This is a genomic window from Paenibacillus bouchesdurhonensis (genome assembly GCF_900155685.1).
Lineage (GTDB): Bacteria > Bacillota > Bacilli > Paenibacillales > Paenibacillaceae > Fontibacillus > Fontibacillus bouchesdurhonensis.
This window is the reverse complement of record NZ_LT732548.1, coordinates 739337-760861: the sequence shown is the minus strand read 5'-3', so window position 1 is coordinate 760861 and position 21525 is coordinate 739337. Positions and strand designations below refer to the sequence as shown.

The window sequence follows — 21525 nt, the reverse complement described above, 5'->3', positions numbered from 1 at the left end:
GTGCGCCTCCCGCCTCCGCGCCCAGCACAGCTGCGGCCGCGGTGGCGGCATCCGCCCGTTTCACGTAAACGGGCGGCTTTGGCCGTTCGCCGGCGAGCAGCTCCACTGCGCGCCGGCGGATGCTGTTCAGCTCTCGCATCGGCAGGATCACATCGCCATGCAGCGATGCATCCAAGCGCTCAAGCTGAAACAGCGTGCCGCCGAGACGGCCGAACTGCTCTTCGAGCAGGGCGTCGTCCATCGGCCGCTTCTGCGCCGTCTCGAGCAGCAGCTCGGAGTCGACGCGCACCGTTGTTCCCTTCTGCACATCGCTCCAGAAGGTTGCCAGCGGCTCGCCGGCCCGCCCCGTAGCGCGGACTTGCACCGGGAATACCCGGTACGGCTTGTCCGTCTCGAACGTCTGGCGCAGTCTTTTATCCAGCGCTGGATCGCTCGTCTTCCAAATCCGGTCGCCGACGTGAACCTTGCGCAGATCGACGTCATTCCGTCCCGGTATAATATCGACGATCCATTTCTCGTCCGCTTCGCCTTCCAGCTTCACACCTTTGCGGCGCAAATCGTAGACACGTCCGCCTTCTTCTTTTTTCGTCGGATCTCCAGCGTCAAAGACGATCCCGTCTCCGCGCTTCACAGGAGCCTCCAGGCGGCATACCACGCCGTCGCGCAGCACCTGCTCCACCCGGCCTAGATACACGCCCCGGCTCTTCGGAAACGTACCTTCCACGAGCTTTTTGTTATTCGTGCCCTCCAAGAAGCCGTGCGTAAAACCGCGCGAGAAGCTCTGCTGCAGCTCACGAACCTCTTCCTTCGACGGCCGGGCATTCTCCCCATCAAAATAACGGTCAATCGCCTTGCGGTATTTGCTCACTACGTTAGCGACATATTCCGGGCTTTTCAAGCGGCCCTCGATTTTAAAGGACGTCACGCCAGCTTCGATGAGCTCCGGCATCAGGTCAATTGCCGCCAGATCCTTCGGAGACAGCAAGTACGCCACATCCCCCATCGGCTTCTGCTCCCCGTCCACCATCAGGTCATAGGGGAGACGGCAGGCCTGAGCGCATTCGCCCCGGTTTGCGGAGCGGCCGCCCCACATTTCCGAAGTCAGGCATTGTCCCGAATACGAAACGCAAAGCGCCCCGTGGACAAATACTTCCATCGGCAGCTTCGCCTGTTCCCCGATTTTCTGGATTTGCTTCAAATTATTCTCGCGGCCTAGCACAACACGTTCCATGTTCCATGGCTTCGTGAACTCCACCGCTTCCGGCGAAGTAATCGTCATCTGGGTCGAACCGTGAATCGGAAAGTCCGGCGACATTTCCCGAATCATTTTAACCAGTCCCAAATCCTGCACGATCACCGCGTCCACGCCCGCATCAATGCAAGCCTCGATCAATTCAGCCGCATCCCGCAGTTCATCCTCAAACACGAGAATATTGAAGGTCAGAAACCCCTTGACCCCATAGCTGTGCAGAAAAGCCATGATTTCCGGGAGCTCGTCCATGCGGAAGTTGTTCGCCCGGGCTCTAGCATTGAACTTTTCTACACCAAAAAAAATCGCATCCGCCCCATTCGCCACCGCAGCGCGCATACAATCCCAATCGCCCGCCGGCGCTAACAACTCTACGTCTTGCCGTGTTAATGTTGTGCTGCTCATATATTCCTCCCAGAGGTCGTAGTATCGACCCTCGTAAATCATATCCATTAAATTTGAAATGTAGCGACGATAACTTATTTAGTTTATCAGACATTCCGTGCAGACTCTAGCTATAAACCCTTCCAAACGAGAATTTATATTTCTATATGCATAGTCCAATTTATGTCATAATATAGACATTCTTCTAAAGGTAATTGACCCACCATTAAATATTGTTTATATTTGTAATAGATTAACATTTGAAGGATATAAAGACATATTTTGATGGCGGAAGCTTTTTTTTAATCACTATGCAATTCTGTAAGAATACTTCTGAAGAAGGATGATTTGTATGAGCTGTACATCTTCCGTTCTCCAGCATATCGTCGATTTTATGAGCCGGAAAGATATGAATCTTAGGAAATTAGCAAGCAAATCCGATATAAACGCAGGCACGCTTAGTTCCATATTAAACAAAAACAAAATATTAACAGTAGATCATTTGGATCGACTTACGAAAGTAATGAATTATCCAGAGGGATTTTTTTACGAGCAATATATTAAAGATCATTTAAGCCAAAATACCCTCAACTGGCGTAGATTCAAACCGTTTTTATACCGCTGCGCGGATCTCGACAAATTAGATTGTATGAAGCAAGTGATCCATTTGTTAATGGATAATCTGATGTACACTCCCCTTCTGTTCGATGTAGCGGAAGACCTCTATCAGCAGACCAAGCTTAAAGCAGCAGAACTATTGTTTGAAAATGTGGCTCTTAGCGAGAGGCATCAACATTCTGAACGGCTGGCCTTCTGCCAATATCGGCTATTCTTAATCCGCCTGGGAACGAACCAAGAGAAGAACTATAATACAGCTATACTATTCGAGCCTTACGTGGAAAGATTGGATGAACTTGATCAGCTAGATGCTTTGAGAGACCTGGGTAATATATATCGAACTTTAAGTCAGTGGGATAAAGTAGAAATGATAGCAAACAGACTAGGCCATTTGGCCAAAACGCTGTACTTCTCTGCAAGACCTATCATGATCCAAAAAAACTCTAAACCAAGCAGACCCTTGTTTACATATATAGCATTAGCCAACCTATTCCATGCCGATGTTTACGATACGCGGAGAGATTACGAGCAGGCACTACAATATACCTCCTGCTATGCCGATTTAAGCTGGGTTAAAGAGGATGACGACAACACCCGGCACTGGAAAAATGTTTTTCTGGAATGGGCGCAGGCCAATACTTATGTGAATAAGCTAAGGTGTGGAGATGCCAGTGTACTTCCGGAGTACGTTGTTTATATCGAAAAAGAACAAGATGAACTTATCCCAGCTTTATTCAATATTATGGAAGCAGCTAATCGATATCATTTTAATGTAGATCATATACTCAAGCAATTTGAATCCGAACTTGCAGCCTATGTTAATGAGAACACGACTATTGACATCTTCAAAAGTCACTATAGTACAAACCTTTATCCATTGTTATTACATAATCTTGCTTACTATTATCTCAAAAAGAAAAATTATACTACTGCATTCTCATTTTTACTTAAGGGACTTGAAAAATCCGCCTTTATAAACAATAGAAAGTGTATGCTTAAATGTATGGGGCTATTTGAACAATATAGAGATATGGCATCCCAAGAGACCTTGCTCAGTTATAAAACTATAATTAAAGGAGTCTATGAGAATGAAGAAAAAAATCCTAGTATCTCTTTTGACAGCTAGCTTTGCCTTTGCTTTGTTTATTCCTATCCAATTCTCCTCAGATAATAAAATTAGTAGCTATGGAGGACTGCATGGAGGGTAGAACTACATCCCATCTCTAAAGCCCATATTCATACGAACGCATTTAGAAGATTGCATCAAACAAACCCATCATTAGGAGCACCTCCTACACGATGGGTTTGTTTCGTTTCATTTCGTTTATTCCACAACGATGTATGTACTGTATTGTCGTATAATTCCCCTTCACAATCTGATGCCATACTACTACAAGCTGCTTTTTTAGAGATTGTGTTCGACTTTTCATACACATTCCCAGCATTTGACCCGCCACAAGACAGTGTGTTCGAATTCATAATTTCCAAATACAATATGCCGGATTGGGTGGCTGCTTAGTAACATTAAGACTTATTTACCGATTGCAGGCTGTGAAAGTTAAGCAATTAATATGTATACGCAAGCAAATAAAATGAAATGTATACATAGAATGGATTTGCATGTAAGGATGGATTCGCTTGAACAATAGCGCCCCAATTCCCCACTAATTGGACACACCTACTAACATAATGCTGCTTCCGAACGGGAGAGCACAAATATTTGCTCATGAAAGTGGCAGGCGGGATCACTTGAGTTTATATAGGAATGAAGACAACAGGCAATGGAATACTCAGTTCGACTCTAGCATGGCGTATCGGGCAGCCGCAGCGCGCAGCGTGTAGTTCCTAGCGAACGGTGCTTTGCTGCATGACGGCGGTCGGTCGACCACATGCTCAACGGGTTCGATTATAAGTACCTTGAAATATAAAAGAACCGGATAGCAACCGCCTTTTCAGAATCAATGTACTCCTTTGCTTGCATCTAATACCTGCGTTCACCTTTTCATCTTTTATAGCATTATTTTTATGTACAATCCTTCAATTGAAAAAACACCCTGTTCCGTTACGAAACAAAGTGTCTTCTGCTCATTTCGTATTTATTTAAACCAGCTGCTAATCATCACAGCATCCGATGCCAGGAAAACGAGCAAACTTACGATGCCGAAACCGATTGCAAATAAATTCTTCTTCGGACGAGCGACCATCAGGCGAACCACGCCGATCAAAATAATTACTGTAAACAGCAGCATAAAAATATCGAAACCGTTAAAGTTTGATGTATTTCCTGCCGCTTCTGCGAGCAGTCGCATGCCGTAACCCCCTTCTAAAAAATCACGTATATACACATCTCCCTATATGTTATCTTCCCTATGGCGCGGATGCAAGGGGAACAGCAAATAAAAATCGCATTTGTCACAATTTAGACAATATTTAGGGCTGGTTTACTGAAATAAAGTAACTAGTTTCCTTGACTTTTACGACTCTCAACTATAACCCGCCGTCAAAGATGGCCTTTTTATGGTATGTCTCTCTTTCTCCGGACTTTATATCTCTCTGTATCCGAATTTAGTGTGATTTAATGTATTTATTTTAGAGCGTAGCGCTAGTTTCTGTGAAATTGTTGGATTTGATGAACTTAAAACAACACCTTAGTAACCATGCTTATCTACAAAGCTTATCTAAGGACACGAAATCCAACTAATCGTACATTTTGCACCAATGGCCACGCTTTAATTACCTCTAATCCAGTTAACATGCATGAACGAAGTAATTCAAGAGATACCGTCCACGTCTTTATACCTCTTCTACTCTAAAAAATACCCCCTGACTCACGAAAAGTGAATCCGGGGGTTATACGTTAGATTAACGAGATTACAGACTCATGAATCTCACATCATTTAACCTCTATGTTCGCCACCGCGTTCGCCACCGTGCGACGCTGCTAGCGCACAGTGTTAGCGCCGCACTCATAGTCTAACAGCAGTTTCAGCCCTGAAGCTGCAGCTCCTGGGTTCGCTTCGTATCACGCTCCAAAACAGGCTTCAAGTAACGGCCTGTATAGGACTGCTCATTCTTGGCAATCTCTTCTGGCGTACCTGTACCAATAATCGTGCCGCCTCCGTTGCCCCCTTCAGGGCCGAGATCGACGAGGTAATCCGCCGTCTTGATGACGTCCAGATTGTGCTCAATGACAAGCACCGTCTCTCCTGAATCCACCAATCGATGGAGCACGTTAAGCAGGCGGTCGATATCATCGACATGCAGCCCCGTCGTCGGCTCGTCCAGAATATAGATCGTCTTGCCCGTACTGCGGCGATAAAGCTCGGAGGCAAGCTTCACCCGCTGTGCTTCCCCACCAGATAACGTCGTAGCAGGCTGTCCCAATTTAATGTAGCCTAGTCCGACATCAAGCAGAGTTTGCAGCTTGCGGTGAATTTTCGGAATGTTTTGGAAGAAGTCTGTTGCTACCTCTACCGTCATCTCCAGCACATCGGCAATGCTTTTGTTCTTATATTTCACTTCCAGCGTCTCGCGATTATATCTTTTTCCCTTACATACTTCGCAAGGCACGTAAACATCCGGCAAGAAGTGCATCTCAATTTTGATGATCCCGTCGCCACGGCACGCTTCACAACGGCCTCCCTTAATATTGAAACTGAAGCGTCCCTTCTTGTAGCCGCGAATTTTCGCTTCTGAAGTCTGGGAGAAGAGGTCGCGAATATCATCAAATACTCCCGTATAGGTCGCAGGGTTCGAACGCGGCGTTCGGCCGATCGGGGATTGATCAATATCAACGACCTTCTCGACATGCTCGAGCCCTTTGATCTCCCGATATTGCCCCGGACGCACTTTGGCTCGGTTCAAATCGCGGGCTAATGTTTTATACAGAATTTCATTGACCAGCGTAGATTTCCCTGATCCCGACACTCCTGTAACTGCAGTAAATACGCCAATCGGGAACTTCACGTTAATATTCTTGAGATTGTTCTCCTTCGCTCCCTTAATCTCAAGCCAACGACCGTTCGGCTTCCGCCGCTCCGGATTCACCGGAATGAACTTCTTGCCACTTAAATATTGACCCGTAAGCGAGTTTGGATCCTCCATCACTTCCGTCGGCGTTCCTTGCGCAACAACTTGGCCGCCATGCAAGCCCGCACCAGGGCCGATATCGATAATATAATCGGCAGCCATCATCGTATCCTCGTCATGTTCAACAACGATTAGCGTATTTCCAAGATCCCGCATATGGGCAAGCGTAGTAATCAAGCGATCGTTGTCTCTCTGATGAAGTCCGATACTCGGCTCGTCCAAAATATACAGCACACCCATAAGGCTCGAGCCGATCTGTGTAGCCAGCCTGATTCGTTGTGCCTCGCCCCCGGACAACGTCCCAGCTGCGCGGCTTAGCGTCAAATAGTCTAGACCGACATTCACTAGGAATCCAAGACGACTGTTGATTTCCTTGAGAATCATATTCGCGATGGTCATCTCTTTCTCACTCAAGCTTAGACCATCAAAGAAATCTCTCGCCTCTCCAATCGATAGACTGGTCACAAAAGCCATATTCTGATCATTGATCGTCACCGCCAAGCTTTCCTTCTTGAGGCGGTGCCCTTTACATGTCCCACATGGCTTGGAGCCCATAAATTCTTCAATGAATTCGCGAATGCCTTCGGAGGACGTATCCCGGTACCGCCGCTCTAAATTATGCACGATCCCCTCAAACGTCACGTAAGCATCCTTGCTCATGCCAAAATCATTCTGATAACGGAAGCGAATTTTGGTGTCTCCAGTTCCATACAGAAGCGTATCCATTTGTTCCTTCGTTAATTCGCTAACCGGTACATCCTGCGGAATACCATAATGCTCGCATACCGATTTCAAAAATTGCGGATAGTAGTTGGACGTACTTCCCGCCCAAGCTTCAAACGCGCCGGCTTCAATACTCTTATTTGGATTTGGAATAAGCAAATCCGGGTCAATGATCATTTTTGCGCCGAGGCCGTCGCATTCCGTACAAGCTCCGAATGGACTGTTAAAAGAGAACATCCGCGGAGACAGCTCCTCAATGCTGAAGCCGCAGATCGGACAAGCAAAATTAGAGCTGAAGCGCAGCTCCTCCTGGCCGATAATATCGACGAGCAGTTGTCCACCTGACATTTTTAGTGCCGTTTCGATCGAGTCTGCCAGCCGGCTTCGTACATCTTCCTTAACAATAATTCGATCGACGATCACTTCAATCGAATGCTTCTTATTCTTCTCCAGCTCGATCTTCTCCGAAAGATCGCGCTGCTCTCCATCGACCCGCACCCGAACGAAGCCCTGTTTCGCGATTTCGGTAAACAGGCTTTTGTGCTCGCCCTTCTTGCCCGAAATTACGGGCGATAAGATCTGCAGTCTCGTCCTCTCCGGATATTGCATAATCCGGTCTACCATTTGCTCGACGGTTTGCGAAGTAATCTCGATGCCGTGCTCGGGACAATGAGGATGGCCGATCCTGGCAAACAATAACCGCAAATAGTCATAGATTTCCGTTACCGTGCCTACCGTGGATCGTGGATTCCGGCTCGTCGTCTTCTGATCGATCGAAATCGCTGGGGACAAGCCCTCAATGGAGTCCACATCCGGCTTCTCCATTTGACCCAAAAATTGACGCGCATAAGCGGAGAGCGACTCTACGTATCGGCGCTGCCCTTCCGCATAAATCGTATCAAATGCCAGAGAGGATTTTCCGGATCCGCTGAGCCCAGTCAGAACTACGAACTTGTCCCGCGGAATCGTGATATCTATATTTTTTAAGTTGTGCGCTCTTGCACCTTTAATGACTATATTCTCACTGGCCAATAGATTTCATCTCCTTGATACTATATAAATTGCTATTAACTATTATAGATACAGGCAACTGCGCCTGGAAACGTTACTCCGACCGCTATTGTTTTCCGTTTCCTGTTCTGATGTTTAGATCGCGGCTTCGTTAATTTACTCCGCCTTGAGCTCGAGAATAGCATCACGCAGCTCTGCGGCGCGTTCGAATTGCAGGTTCTTGGCCGCTTCCTTCATTTCTACCTCCAAACGTCCGATCATCGCCTGGCGATCGCGCTTGGACATTTTGCCCTTGCCGACATCAGTCAGGTACTCACTCTTGCTCTCAGCCACTCGGGTAGCTTCGATCACATCGCGAACCTTTTTACGGATTGTCTGCGGCGTAATTCCATGCTTCTCGTTATAAGCAATCTGAATCTCACGGCGGCGCTCCGTCTCCTTGATCGCTTTATCCATAGACTCTGTAATCTGGTCGCCATACATGAGCACGCGTCCCTCGGAGTTCCGCGCAGCCCGGCCAATTGTCTGAATCAAGGAACGCTCGGAACGAAGGAAGCCTTCCTTATCCGCATCCAATATCGCCACGAGCGACACCTCTGGCAAATCGAGGCCCTCCCGCAAAAGGTTGATGCCGACGAGCACATGGAAGGTGCCAAGCCGCAAATCCCGGAGGATGCTCATCCGCTCCAGCGTCTTAATGTCGGAGTGGAGGTAGCGCACCTTAATGCCGATCTCCTTCAAGTAATCGGTCAAATCTTCGGCCATTTTCTTCGTCAATGTCGTGACCAGCACCCGCTCATCCTTCTCCAAACGATCCCGAATCTCGCCGATCAAATCATCAATCTGTCCCTTCGTTGGGCGTACCTCAATGATCGGATCCAAGAGCCCCGTCGGCCGGATAATTTGCTCTACCATTTTATCCGTATGTTCAATCTCGTAAGGACCGGGCGTTGCAGATACGTAAATTAGCTGATTCGCCTTCTCCTCGAACTCCTCGAACTTCAGCGGACGGTTATCCAGCGCCGACGGCAAACGAAAGCCATGCTCTACAAGCACCGTTTTCCGCGCCTGGTCACCATTATACATCGCTCTAATTTGCGGCAATGTAACGTGAGACTCATCTACCACAATCAGCAAGTCATCCGGAAAATAATCCAGCAAGGTATACGGGGTAGCCCCCCGCTCCCTAAAGGTCAGCGGCCCGGAATAGTTCTCGATCCCCGAGCAAAATCCGACTTCCTTCATCATTTCAAGATCATACCGCGTACGCTGCTCCAGCCGCTGGGCTTCCAGCAGCTTGCCCTGTGACCGGAACAACTCAAGCTGCTCTTCCAGCTCTCGTTCGATATTCTTGATCGCGATGCGTATCGTTTCTTCCTGGGTTACGAAGTGAGACGCCGGAAAAATAGCCACGTGCTCGCGTTCGCCGACCAACTCTCCGGTCAGCACGTCAATCTCCGTAATCCGCTCGATCTCATCGCCGAAAAATTCAATCCGTACCGCCTGCTCTCCCTTGGATGCCGGGAATATCTCCAGCACGTCCCCGCGAACACGAAACGTCCCGCGCACGAAGTTGATATCGTTCCGCTGATACTGGATATCCACGAGACGACTCAAAATCTGATTGCGCGGACGCTCCATGCCGACTCGCAAAGAAAGCACAAGATCACGGTACTCCATCGGAGAACCGAGACCATAAATGCAGGATACGCTGGCTACGATAATAACATCGCGCCGCTCAAACAGTGAGCTCGTGGCAGAGTGCCGAAGCTTATCAATTTCTTCGTTGATACTGGAATCTTTCTCAATGTAAGTGTCGGAGGATGGAATGTAAGCTTCCGGCTGATAGTAGTCATAATAGCTGACGAAGTAATCTACGGAGTTGTTCGGAAAGAATTCTTTGAACTCGCTCGCAAGCTGAGCGGCCAGCGTCTTATTATGCGCGATAACGAGCGTTGGACGACCAAGTCTGGCAATCGTCTGAGCAATCGTGAACGTCTTTCCAGTGCCCGTCGCACCCAGCAATGTCTGGTGTCTCTTGCCTTGACGAACGCCCTCAGCCAGCTCGTCGATCGCCGAAGGCTGATCGCCCTGAGGAGAGAATTCGGAAACAATTTCAAATTTATTGTTGCTAAAGACAATATCACTCATTGTCCAACATCACCCTTATCGTCTAAAATGAAATACTAGGGAATGAAAATAAACTTTATATTTCCAAAAAGGAGGTTTCTGCCTCCTTATTATATTAACCTATATCTATGTTCTTAAAAGAAACGAATCAACTTGCCCGACGTTTTAGCCGACAATATGGTCAGAACCCGTATTCCACATTTACGCAAAATAGGAATGAGTGTTCCCATGTCATTATACCTTTTTCATCCTATGGATGCAATCGGTAAGTATAGGATAGGAGCTGTCGCAATCTATGGATATCGCAACGATTATTGGTATTATTATCGGACTGGCCGCTTTGATTGGCGGATTTTTGTGGGATGGCGGAGAAATTGGAGGCCTCATGCAGCTTACGGCTGCGCTGATCGTTTTTGGCGGCACATTCGCTGCGGTCATGATCAGCTTCCCCATGCGCAGATTAAAGACGATTCCCCGAGCCTTGAAGCTCGCATTTACAACCTCGAACGCAAACACGGAACAATTAATAGAAGATATTGTCGATATGGCGACGATGGCGAGACGCGAAGGCGTCCTCTCCCTAGAGAAGAAAATCATCGATCATTCGGATCTTTATTTACGTGAAGGCATCCAGCTTGTCGTAGACGGCACGGAGCAGGAAATGATCAAACAAATCATGGAATATGAAATGGATGCTACCCAGCAAAAGTACGATAACTATGCCAAAATATTCGAATCCGCTGGAGGATATGCACCGACGATGGGAATTATCGGCACGGTCATGGGACTTATTCATGTTCTGGGCAGTCTGACGGAGCCTACGGCTCTAGGGCCTTCTATTGCACTGGCCTTTACAGCTACGCTTTACGGGGTCGCGAGTGCCAACCTTATCTTTTTGCCGATTGCTTCTAAGATCAAAGCCCGTGGGGAAGATGATATCAGCCGTATGGAGATGCTTCTGGAAGGCGTATTATCGATTCAAAATGGAAATCACCCCATGCTCGTTCGGCGGAAGATGGAGTCTTTTATGACGGATATTCATTCTGAAGCGCCTTCGTCCTCATCTTCAGCTTCGACGTCTTTTATGGAGAAAGACTTATGAGACAACGCAACAGACAACGCAGGAGAGAAGGAACCGAGTCCAGGGATCGCTGGCTGATCACTTACGCCGATCTCATTACGCTGCTGCTGATTTTCTTTGTCATCATGTATGCTATGAGCCGTCTGGATATTGAAAAATATGAAGTCGTCACCGCATCGCTGCAGCAAACGTTCAAGAGCGGTGATTCCATTCTGGAGAATGGCAGCGGGGTACTGGGCTCCGCCGACCGCTATACGCATCGCAATCCTCCTTCTTCCGGTGAACAAGGCACCAATCAAGAGGGTAACCATGGCAAGGATGCGCAGGGACAGGATCAGAATCAAGGCAGCGCGCCTCAACCGGAAGCCTCGCAAGGGCCGTTGACGGAGCGCGAGCTGGCCTTTCGCCAACAGGAGGAAGAGCTTCTTAGTTTAATGAAAATAATTGAAGCGTACATTGAGGACAATGAGCTTGAGGATCAAATCACGGTAGCCGATTTGCCCAAAGGCATTTCTATTGCATTAAGCGATCGTTTCCTGTTCGATGTGGGCAAAGCCGAGCTCAAGGAGGGCTCCGCCAAGACGTTGTCTAAGCTCGCCAGCCTGTTCAGCAACTTAGACACAGTCATCAGCATCGAAGGACATACGGATAATCTGCCTATCATCCATGCTTCGAAGTACAAGGATAACTGGGAGCTGTCCGGAGCCAGAGCCTTGTCCGTTCTGCGCTATTTCGTCGACACGGAGAAGCTCGATCCAAGAGGCTTCCAATATGCCGGATATGCGGACACCCGCCCGGATGGAGACAACTCCACCGAGGCCGGACGCCAGAAGAATCGGCGCGTGGAGATTACTGTGCTTCGTCAACTGCAACAATAGCAGATTGGGATTAGTGTGGTACCTTGCTCTAACATTGAAATACAGCTGCCCCTTCTCGCATCGCGTGATCGTTGAATCGCGCGGTGCGATTTTTTTGAAGATTTCTGCGATGCTGCATGGGTGCTAATCATCATAAAAAAGGCACTTAGGACGCGTATCCTCTCATACGCGATTCTAAGCGCCTTCTCCGTCAAGCTTCCATCAAGCTTCCGTCTCTGCCTGCACCTCTCCCTGCGGAGCGGATAGATGCTTCTCCTCCAACGGCTTTGCATTGCGTCCATCACGTCCTCTGGCAGCACGGCGAGAGCTGCTGCTCGCCGGCTCGCCTTCGCGTCGTGGGCGAAGCAGATGAATGAGCGAGATCGGCCGCATCCTTACAGCGACCGGAGCCCGATCATCCGGCGCCAGTATAGCGCCGAGCTGATGGTGCTCTCCTGCATAAATTGCGCGCTGAAGGAATTTGCTCTCGCCTGCGAGGTTGCGCACCTCCAGCTTGCAGAAAGCCGGGTTCATGCGCAGCCCGGCATGAAGCTCTTCCTTTGTAGCCACGGGAGAGCCATTAACCTTGATGATCGTCTCGCCGACTTGAATTCCAAGCTCCTCCGCCGGGCTTCCCGGCAATACAGCCAACACCTTGACCCCATCCACAGGATTGACGAACAGCGGACTGCGGTTCTGTTCCTCGAAGCGGCTGAGCCAAATTAATCCTTCATGCAAAATAATTCCGGCCAGCGCAGCGACAATCGTCAGCGGGCTCCACCACGAACTAAGAAGCGCCAAAACCAGCAGAACGATGCCATAGGCGGCCAGCCGCCCGGAAGATACTCGAGCCTTAGCCCGAGGCAGCAGCCCAACCGTCATCTCCGAAAAGCCAATCACGATGGGGAACGCGATCAATTGGAACCCGCCCAGCCAAGCCTCCCCGCCAAACAAAGGAGTCCATGGCAGCACAGCCCCCGTCGTCTGTGCTGGAATGAGCAGAAACAATGGAATCGGCCATAGGCTTTGCAATTGATAGCCGCCAACCAGCTTTCCCCGCTTGCCTTCGAAGAAGAGAGGCCCGGCAAAGGATGCCCCCTGCCAGCGTACCAACAATCCCTCAGCGACATGAAGCACGGCCACCAGGCACAGCAGCGCAGGGATATTCAACTCCCGCACAATGCGTACAACCTCGGCCAGCCAGCCCCCGGCTTGCAGCCCCGGCACCATATTGATAATAAATTGAGCTATGCCGAGCAGCCCGACCGCATAAGCCAAGCACAGATAACGAACGCGAAACAGTAGCAGTAGCAGCGTCACAGCCCAGATGCAGATGATGCCTTCAATGCTTAAGGTCATGCCAAGGAACAGCGAAACGAGCGAAACGCCGATTCCTGCCGCGAGCCCCCCCAGAACAGTACGCCAAGTCTGAGCGGCCCAGCTGTGCAATTTTACATGGAACAACTTACGCTCCAGCAGCACCTGCCGTCTATAAATGAGCATAATCAATATAATTGCAATATAATAGAACGGCTGCAGGAGAAGCTGCCATCCTGCCTCAGCCAGCATCCACAGAACTTCAAGCACTGTATCCAAGAGGTGTTCACACTCCTATCCTTTTAGAAAAGTACAATCGTTGCCTTTAATTAGGGCTAATATTCGATTTAGTTGGATTACTTGTGTCTATTTTATCTTTTTACGCCGATTAGGCAAAATAGCTGTATTTCATGTATTTAAAGTACAGCTTTTCGCCTAATTTCCCTTAAAGACTCATTTTAAGTACAGGAAATCCAACTAATTAAATATTGAACGTTCAATTGCAGATTTTAAATGCCACGAATCCAGTTATTATATAACGATTACACTAGCAAGCAGCAAAACGGCTTCACTATCGGCTATCGTAACTGCCTGACCAGTAACCATCATGACGACTGCATCAGCACAGCACATCCTAACGGCTCTAACGAATCATTATACCGTCCCCAGCCCACAAGCGCTCTGGAAGGCTTCTGATATGTCGGCTATACCAACAATCATATACCGTCCCCGTCATTTAGAGCTTCCACCAGCAGTCATCATAACGCCCCGCCAGCAATCCAGAATGATCCCCGAGCGACCATCTTAAGAAACAATACCATCTTAAGAAAAAAGAAGGCTGAAATCAGCCCTCTTATGGATTCGACGCCACTTAGGATATTTCCTTCCGGATTTCCTCCAGGGCACGGTTCAGTTGTGCATCGTTCTTCGGATCGCGGATGAGCTCAATCAGTTTGCTCTCCAGCTTCTCAGCGGTCTTAGCTTCCAGCACACCATTGGCTTCAAGCTCATTAGCACCTTGGAATTGCTTCAGTGCACGCTCTGTATTCGTGTCGAAATAGCCATCCACCCGGCCCGGATCGAAGCCAAGGCCCTTAAGCATAACTTGCGCGCTCTTCACATCTTCGCCGAGCATATCGTACTTATAGGTTTTTTCTTTATTAATGGGAGCTACAGAGAAATAATCGGGCTGCGATATGTTAACATCTGGCTGAATCCCCTTCTTGTGGATCCACTCCCCTTTCGGGGTCAGCCACTTGGCAATCGTAATTTTAAGCATGCTGCCGTCCCCCATCTCCTGGGAGTAGCTCGATTGCACGGTGCCTTTGCCATAAGTCGGCTCGCCGACCAGCCTCGCTCCCGCCGATTCCTGCAATGCGCCCGCTAAAATCTCCGAGGCACTGGCGCTGCCTTTATTCGTGACGACGACAATCGGATACGATTTGCCGGAGCCGTCCGATAACGTAGCTTCGCGGCGGCCGTTCTTATTCTCCACCTGGACGATCCCTTTGCCTTTCGGAACGAACAGCTCCGACATTTCAATCACGATCGGCAGCACGCCGCCCGGATTGTTCCGCACATCGATGACGAGGCCCTTCATCCCTTGGCTCTCCAAGGTCTCAAGCTCTTTCTTAAAGCGGTTCGCCGTGTTCATCGAGAATTCCGTAATTTCGATCAGGCCAACCTTGCCTTCTTCCATCCGCGCGTAAACCGTTTCTAAGGCAATATCGTCACGGACGATCGTAAATTCCAATGCTTCTGCGGCACCGGAGCGTTTCACTTTTATTTTTGCTTCCGTCCCTTTAGGGCCACGGATTTTGGTTACAGCCTCATTCAAGGTCAATCCTTCAAATGACTCTCCGTTTACGGATAATAAAATATCCTTCGGCTTGATTCCCGCCTTCTCCGCGGGAGAGCCCTTGATCGGCGAAACGACGACCACATTGCCGTTCTCCATCGACACCTCTGCGCCGATTCCCGTAAAGGAGCCTTCGATTTGCTCCGAAAATTGCTGGGCTGTTGCCCCTGCCATGTATGATGAGAAAGGATCTTCCAGCGCATTCATCATTCCGTTAATGGCGCCGTCCACGAGCTTGCTGCGATCCACTTTTTCCACATAGTTTTTAGTCACCAGATCAAGAGCTGTCTCGATTTTCTTAATATCGCTCTTCGATTGTCCGCCGATATCCGCGAATAAGCCGCTCGACAGCTGTCCCGAACCAGCTAAGCTCCATTGGCCCGACAAAGTTACGGTGAGTAAACTACTAACCACCATAGCAACCAAAACGAGTAGAGTAACCGTGCGTCCTTTGAACATGAAAGAATTTCACCGCCTCTGTGTAATTCGGCCGACTCGAAGCCCACCTGTTATAACCATCATAGTATATGTTCAGCTTGTACGGAATATATACAACGATTAAAGAAGGAAAAACGGATATTCATCCTGCGAGGACGGTATCCGTTTCAAAATCGCATAATTCTATTTTATAAGTGCCAGATGAAAAAGTCCATCGAATCTACTATAAATACGGGGATGGATCTACAGGACTGCCGTTAATCCGGACTTCGAAATGCAAGTGCGGGCCGGTCGAGTTGCCTGTGCTGCCCACTTCTGCAATTTTCTGTCCGCGTTTGACTTGCTCGCCCTTCTCAACCTTGATTCCACCGTTGCGAATATGTCCATACAACGTCCACACGTTATCCCCATGGTCGATAATAACCGTGTTGCCATAACCGCTCCACCACTCGGCCACGATGACCACGCCGCCTTCGGCCGCCTTGATATCCGTTCCTTGCGGAGCCGCAAGGTCAACGCCTGTATGCTTCTTCACCTGGCCGGATATTGGATGAACCCGTGTCCCATAATTCGAAGATAACCTAGCTCCGCTGACCGGCAGCGCCATCGAGCCGCCATTCCCTTTAAATCCGCCTGAGCCGGATGAAGAACTCTTCTTATAAGTATATACTTGTGCGGCTTTCAGCTTATTCTTCTCTTTCTCCAATGCCGCACGCTTCGTAGCCAGCTCGATAAGAAGCTGCTCCTGCTCTTCGCTAATATCATCCGATTCCTCGATCTCGGCATGATATTTGGCAATCAGCTGCTGCTTCTCGATCTCCTTCTTCTCCAGCTCGCTCCTGCGGATTTCGGCATCCGCATACAATTGTTTTACCTTGGCATAATCCTGCTCCAATTGAGCCTTCTGATCTTCAATCAAGAGCTTGTCCTGTTTATGCTCCTTGAGCAATAACTGATCCTGATTCGCAATCGCCTGCAGGGAGTCCGCCCGCTCAAGAAAATCTGTAAAGCTGGTTGACGACAACAGTACATCCAAATACGACACCGCTCCATCGGTATACATTAAGCGCACGCGGGAGTCCAGCAGGCCGGAACGCTCTTCAATTCGCGACTCCGTCTCACTCAGCCTCACGGCTGTATTTCTGAGGCTTTCCTCTGTGTCATGAATTTGCATGGATATCTTGGCGAGTTCAGCGCTCACAGCATCCATTTGCATGAGAACTTCCTTGAGGTAATTCGTATTTTTGTTAACGTAATGCTGGGCTTCCTGCTTTTGCTGAGCGGCCTTTTCCTGCTGCTGCTTGGCTTGCTTGGCCTGCTCCTGCAATTGCTTGAGTTCCTTATCGATTTGGCTGATGGTTTTACTCTTAGCGTAGCCATTATCAGGTTGGAAGATTATCGCGGCTAAAGTGACTACGACGACAACGGAAATCCACTTTTTCAACTTCGCTTCCCCGTCCTTCTTTAATTTGTTCTCCCTCACAATAACTACACCTTGAGAAATCTACGTATGGAAACTGTACTTCCCCAAATTCCGATGAGCAGCCCCAGTCCAACCAATAGTACGGCGAGCTGGAGTCCGATCTCCTGAAGCGGAACTAGATGGAAGGCCATAGTAATGTCCTCTTTAACGGAAAGTGCCAGTTGGTCGTATCCAATGAACAGAATTCCAACCGTTACCGCTGAACCAATCATCCCAATTAGCGCACCTTCTACAAAAAACGGCCAACGAATAAACATATTCGTCGCACCAACTAGCTTCATAATGCCGATTTCCCGGCGACGGGCTAAAATCGTTACGCGAATCGTATTCGAAATCAGGAACATCGCCATTAAACCAAGGCCTGCAACAAAGGCAAATCCAATATTGCGAACGGCGCGGGTAATTTTGAACAGCTTCTCCGTCGTTCCTTGCCCGTATCTTACTTTATATATCGGTTCATCCGGATATTTGGTATTGAGCTGCTCGATCTTCGAAGCGACGAACGGAACCGTAGTCGGTTCAACGACCTCGACCTGCAGCGTATCCGGAATAGGATTTGTCGTTTCGTCATACCCTTCGAGCAAATCCTTGCCTTCTTCCCCGAGCTGTTCGCGGAAATCCTTAAGTCCCTCCGCTTTGGAGATAAAAGTAACTTTGCTGACTTCCTCCATCGCCGCAATGTCGTTATGCAGCTTCTCCCGCATGCTGTCTTCGACGTTGGAGTTGAGGTATGTCTTAATTTGCACCATGCTGTCCGCGTCGTCCGCGAACGAATTGACGTTAAGCACTAGTAAAATGAACACGCCTAACACAAATAACGACACTATGATGGACGTGATGGAAGCCACCGACATCCAGCCATTCCGAAAAACATTCTTCGAGCCTTCGCGCAGATGTCTCAAGAGGGTGTTAAAAATCATAACCATATTCCCCTCTCTGCTCATCACGGACAATATGCCCGTGTTCGATGGCAATAACCCGTTTGCGCATGCTGTTTACAATGTCTTTATTATGAGTAGCCATCACAATCGTTGTTCCTCTGAAATTTATCTCATCCAGCAGCTGCATAATGCCCCAAGAGGTCTCAGGATCGAGGTTTCCGGTCGGCTCATCCGCAATGATGACCGATGGATTGTTCACAATGGCTCTAGCGATGGCCACGCGCTGCTGCTCTCCCCCTGACAACTGCGACGGATCGCGATTCGCTTTATTCTTAAGGCCAACTAGATCCAGCACTTCCATCACGCGCTTCTTGATCACTTTCTTGGGCGCTTCGATGACCTCCAGCGCAAACGCCACATTCTCGTAGGCCGTCAGCTTCGGCAGCAGCCGGAAGTCCTGGAAAATCACGCCGATATTGCGGCGTACATAAGGAATCTTCCTCGGTTTCAGCCTGCCGATGTTGAAGCCGTTTACTGAAATTTGTCCTTTGGTCGGTACTTCTTCTCGATATATAAGCTTCATGAACGTCGATTTCCCTGCTCCGGAGGGCCCGACGACATATACAAATTCATTGCGGTCAATCTGAACCGAGACGCCTCGAAGGGCGTGAGTTCCATTGGGATAGGTCTTCCAAACATCTTGCATTTCTATCAAATCATCACGTCCTAAACCTTGATTCCTTAACCCGTAGGCTGACTGTATTCCATTTCGACACTTTCCCGCCAATTCCTTTAAAAGCTGAGTTATTTCATCAGCCCGTTTTTTATTGTAACAAATATGTTACCTGTTGAGTACCCTGAACCACCGAAAGTTTCCTGAATTTCATCATATATATGTCTGTACGCCGTTATTTTCTAGATTTTGAAAGGAGAAGCGCATGAAGAAATTACACCTTGTAACCATTTTGCTTTCATCCTTACTGCTTCTAGGATCCATTTTCTTTGGAGCCCTCTTCCTGTATGCCAATCGAGATACTGTGCCAGCTGCCGTGACGATAAACGGAGTGGACATTAGCGATATGGAGCGGAGCGAAGCGATAGCTATGGTAGAAGAAATGATTCGATCCCTGGAGGCGGAAAAAGTTGTCGTTATGGTGCAGCAAACCGAAGTCGATTCGACATGGAAGCAGTTGGGCGTACAGTACGACGGAAATCACTTTTTCGATGCGCTTGCTCGTCTACATCAAGGAACGCTATGGGAGCGGGCGCATGCCAGATGGCATTTTCCGAACATTTGGGAGCTGAATATCACCTTTGATGAAAAAATATTGCGCAAACTGTTCTCCCCAGCGTGGGAGCAATCCCAGTTCGGCCGTCCAGCCAATGCCGTACGCCTTATTTCAGCCGCTGATACCATCACCTATCTGCCAGGCCGTTCCGTCCAAAGAATCGATTGGAAGACGTTTGGGGCGCTCGTGCGGAAGCACAGCCCGGTCGAGCTGTCAGGAGATGTGAAGGACGAGCTGCAGCGGCTGCATAAGCCTCCTGCAAGAACGCCCGGCGGACAATCTCCTCAAGCCAAGAAGAGAAGTCGGCTTATCCTCGAAGCACCGCTTTATATCCTGCAGCCTGAGGTAACGGTGGAGCGCCTACAGCAACAAGGAATTGAGCGAAAAGTCACCCAGTTCACGACCGATCTGCAAGGAAGCGGAGAAGGACGACGCCATAATGTCGAGGCTGCGGCGCGCACGATTCACGGGATGGTGCTCGCTCCTGGAGACATCTTTGACTATGAGCAAGTTATTAAAGCTGCGGAGGACAAGTACGGCTTCCGGGAGGCGCCTGTCATTTTTGGAGGCAAGCTCGTCCCGGGAGTCGGCGGCGGAATTTGCCAGGTATCCAGCACCTTGTATAATGCCGTTATTTTAGCCGGGCTGGACATTGTGGAGAGACGCAATCATACGCTGCCTGTCAGCTATGTCCCTAAAGGGCTGGATGCCACGTTTGCAAGAGGCTACATTAATTTCCGCTTCAGAAATACCTCAGCCCGCCATTTGCTCATCCACTCCGAGGTAAAGGATGACCAGATGACCGTGAAGCTGTTTGGCAATATGCCTGACGATATTACATATGAAGTCGAATCCATTACGACAAAGACGATTCCCGCTCCAAATAAATACGTCGCCAATCCCGCTCTTTCTCCCGGAAGCCAAGAGCTTCTAATCGAAGGCAAGCCGGGGTACGTTGTCGAATCGTACCGCATCAAAAAAATAGCCGGCAAACCAGTAGACAAAACCAAACTATCCCGCGATACCTACCCGCCCCAGCCAACCGTCATAGCTATTCGTGGCGACGACAGTCGCGGCAACGGCAGTGGCAGCAGCGGTGGCAGCAGCGGTGGCAGCAGCGGTGGCAGCAGCGGTGGCAGCAGCGGTGAAAAAACCAACACCAACGATGCTTCAGAAAAAGTTTCTCCCAAAGCACCCGGTTCCGAGGCTCCAAAAGCAATATTGGAAGATGGCGTAGGCGGGCCTAACTTCTAAGCACAGCACCGGTTCCTTTTTGAGTTCAGAGAAAGCCTGGGATTCATAACACATGAATAGATTCCTGTACGTTCGTATCAATTTGTTCAATCATAACCGGATATCCGTCATGCAGCGAAGCACCGCGCGCTGGGAGCGAGATTAAATGATGTATTTACGCAAAATTTGCTTCTACAGCTCATTGATCTACCTAGGCATAATCTGCTTCTACAGCGCATAGGGGCACCTAACCGGCAACGATTTGCTGCAAAATGTTGTATTCTGCGGCACAATCAGCAATCCGGGCGGGGGCAGATTCAGATAATGCCATGGTTCAATGTCATGGTTCAATGCCATGGTTCATTCCACTGTGTGCATATCCCATATGCACTTTGTATAGTCCAACATATATAAATGGATTTCAGGTAGTTAGTTTCGGCGGCAAGGAAGGGGAAGTTGATTTAAATGGATTTCATGTCGTTAGAAGGAGGGAAATTGCTATGATGGGCTGGATTCTTGATTCTAGGTACATAAAATCCATCTAATCCTCTGGAACATCCGTTTAAAATATAATTAGATACATGAATTCCATTTGGCGTACGACAGCTTAGTCTGCAATAGCTTAATGTACGACATTTCAGTGTGACAGATTGATCTACGACAAGCTAGTGTACGACATGGTGGGTGTACGGCTTTTTGTGTTCGATAGCATAGTGTGCGCATTTGATTGGCAACAGCTTGGTATATGTCTCTTAGTGTATGACAGCTTAGTATATGTATCTTGGTTCACAACAGCGTGGTATAGGCACGCTTTAGTGTAGACACCTTAGTATTCGCAGCTTATATAAGATGAACTAGAAAATGGTGTCAGGCAAGCGGGAAAA

13 protein-coding genes are annotated in these 21525 nt (G+C 48.8%); 4 read left to right on the top strand and 9 right to left on the bottom strand.

The genetic code is table 11. From position 1 onward, the window contains the following. Positions 1-1654: peptidase U32 family protein (locus CZ379_RS07785; protein WP_199925525.1), on the bottom strand; the 1654-nt coding region annotated here is incomplete at its 3' end. A 331-nt stretch (positions 1655-1985) separates the two neighbouring features. Between CZ379_RS07785 and CZ379_RS07780 the strand changes: the two genes are divergently transcribed. Next, entirely contained in the window at positions 1986-3377 is a 1392-nt protein-coding gene (locus tag CZ379_RS07780; RefSeq protein ID WP_110931136.1) for a helix-turn-helix domain-containing protein, read from the top strand. 970 nt (positions 3378-4347) lie between these two features. Here the strand turns inward: CZ379_RS07780 and CZ379_RS07775 are convergent. The 3 genes from CZ379_RS07775 to uvrB form a co-directional block, all read right to left on the bottom strand. Continuing rightward, positions 4348-4560, bottom strand: a complete 213-nt coding sequence (locus tag CZ379_RS07775) for a hypothetical protein (RefSeq protein ID WP_110931135.1) — start codon at positions 4558-4560, stop codon at positions 4348-4350. A gap of 676 nt (positions 4561-5236) precedes the next feature. Next, positions 5237-8095: an excinuclease ABC subunit UvrA gene (gene uvrA, locus CZ379_RS07770; RefSeq protein WP_110931134.1), complete on the bottom strand. Its 2859-nt coding sequence runs from the start codon at positions 8093-8095 to the stop codon at positions 5237-5239. Between the two features lie 135 nt (positions 8096-8230). Further along, positions 8231-10225 carry an excinuclease ABC subunit UvrB gene (uvrB, locus tag CZ379_RS07765; RefSeq protein ID WP_110931133.1) on the bottom strand — a complete coding sequence of 665 codons (1995 nt, stop codon included), beginning with the start codon at positions 10223-10225 and terminating at the stop codon, positions 8231-8233. 274 nt (positions 10226-10499) lie between these two features. Here uvrB and CZ379_RS07760 point away from each other — a divergent pair, with 274 nt between their 5' ends. Then, a complete protein-coding gene (locus CZ379_RS07760) occupies positions 10500-11306 on the top strand; it encodes a flagellar motor protein (protein ID WP_110931132.1) in 807 nt (268 codons plus the stop codon). Continuing rightward, entirely contained in the window at positions 11303-12163 is an 861-nt protein-coding gene (locus CZ379_RS07755; RefSeq protein WP_110931131.1) for a flagellar motor protein MotB, read from the top strand. The genes CZ379_RS07760 and CZ379_RS07755 overlap by 4 nt, the downstream gene beginning before the upstream one ends. Before the next feature lie 201 nt (positions 12164-12364). On the opposite strand, the gene CZ379_RS07750 is transcribed toward CZ379_RS07755, so the two are convergent. The 5 genes from CZ379_RS07750 to ftsE form a co-directional block, all read right to left on the bottom strand. After that, the gene (locus CZ379_RS07750; RefSeq protein WP_234404853.1) at positions 12365-13738 is read right to left on the bottom strand and encodes a PDZ domain-containing protein; all 1374 of its coding nucleotides are present in this window, start codon (positions 13736-13738) and stop codon (positions 12365-12367) included. Positions 13739-14330: 592 nt separating this feature from the next. Continuing rightward, positions 14331-15776 carry a S41 family peptidase gene (locus CZ379_RS07745; RefSeq protein WP_110931130.1) on the bottom strand — a complete coding sequence of 482 codons (1446 nt, stop codon included), beginning with the start codon at positions 15774-15776 and terminating at the stop codon, positions 14331-14333. A 202-nt stretch (positions 15777-15978) separates the two neighbouring features. Further along, positions 15979-17199, bottom strand: a complete 1221-nt coding sequence (locus CZ379_RS07740) for a murein hydrolase activator EnvC family protein (RefSeq protein WP_110934279.1) — start codon at positions 17197-17199, stop codon at positions 15979-15981. A 44-nt stretch (positions 17200-17243) separates the two neighbouring features. Continuing rightward, on the bottom strand, positions 17244-18158 hold the full coding sequence (gene ftsX, locus CZ379_RS07735) for a permease-like cell division protein FtsX (RefSeq protein WP_110931129.1): 915 nt from the start codon (positions 18156-18158) through the stop codon (positions 17244-17246). Further along, positions 18148-18834, bottom strand: coding sequence for a cell division ATP-binding protein FtsE (gene ftsE / locus CZ379_RS07730; RefSeq protein WP_110931128.1), 687 nt, complete (start codon positions 18832-18834; stop codon positions 18148-18150). Before ftsE ends, ftsX begins: the two co-directional genes overlap by 11 nt. A gap of 223 nt (positions 18835-19057) precedes the next feature. Here ftsE and CZ379_RS07725 point away from each other — a divergent pair, with 223 nt between their 5' ends. Further along, a complete protein-coding gene (locus CZ379_RS07725; protein ID WP_110931127.1) occupies positions 19058-20662 on the top strand; it encodes a VanW family protein in 1605 nt (534 codons plus the stop codon). Positions 20663-21525: the final 863 nt, after the last annotated feature.

Bases quoted from the DNA above. Each gene is read 5' to 3' on its own strand.
- CZ379_RS07755 (WP_110931131.1), top strand. From the start codon at position 11,303: ATGAGACAACGCAACAGACAACGCAGGAGAGAAGGAACCGAGTCCAGG.
- CZ379_RS07780 (WP_110931136.1), top strand. From the start codon at position 1,986: ATGAGCTGTACATCTTCCGTTCTCCAGCATATCGTCGATTTTATGAGC.
- CZ379_RS07775 (WP_110931135.1), bottom strand. From the start codon at position 4,560: ATGCGACTGCTCGCAGAAGCGGCAGGAAATACATCAAACTTTAACGGT.
- uvrB (WP_110931133.1), bottom strand. From the start codon at position 10,225: ATGAGTGATATTGTCTTTAGCAACAATAAATTTGAAATTGTTTCCGAA.
- CZ379_RS07725 (WP_110931127.1), top strand. From the start codon at position 19,058: ATGAAGAAATTACACCTTGTAACCATTTTGCTTTCATCCTTACTGCTT.
- ftsX (WP_110931129.1), bottom strand. From the start codon at position 18,158: ATGATTTTTAACACCCTCTTGAGACATCTGCGCGAAGGCTCGAAGAAT.
- CZ379_RS07760 (WP_110931132.1), top strand. From the start codon at position 10,500: ATGGATATCGCAACGATTATTGGTATTATTATCGGACTGGCCGCTTTG.
- CZ379_RS07745 (WP_110931130.1), bottom strand. From the start codon at position 15,776: ATGTTCAAAGGACGCACGGTTACTCTACTCGTTTTGGTTGCTATGGTG.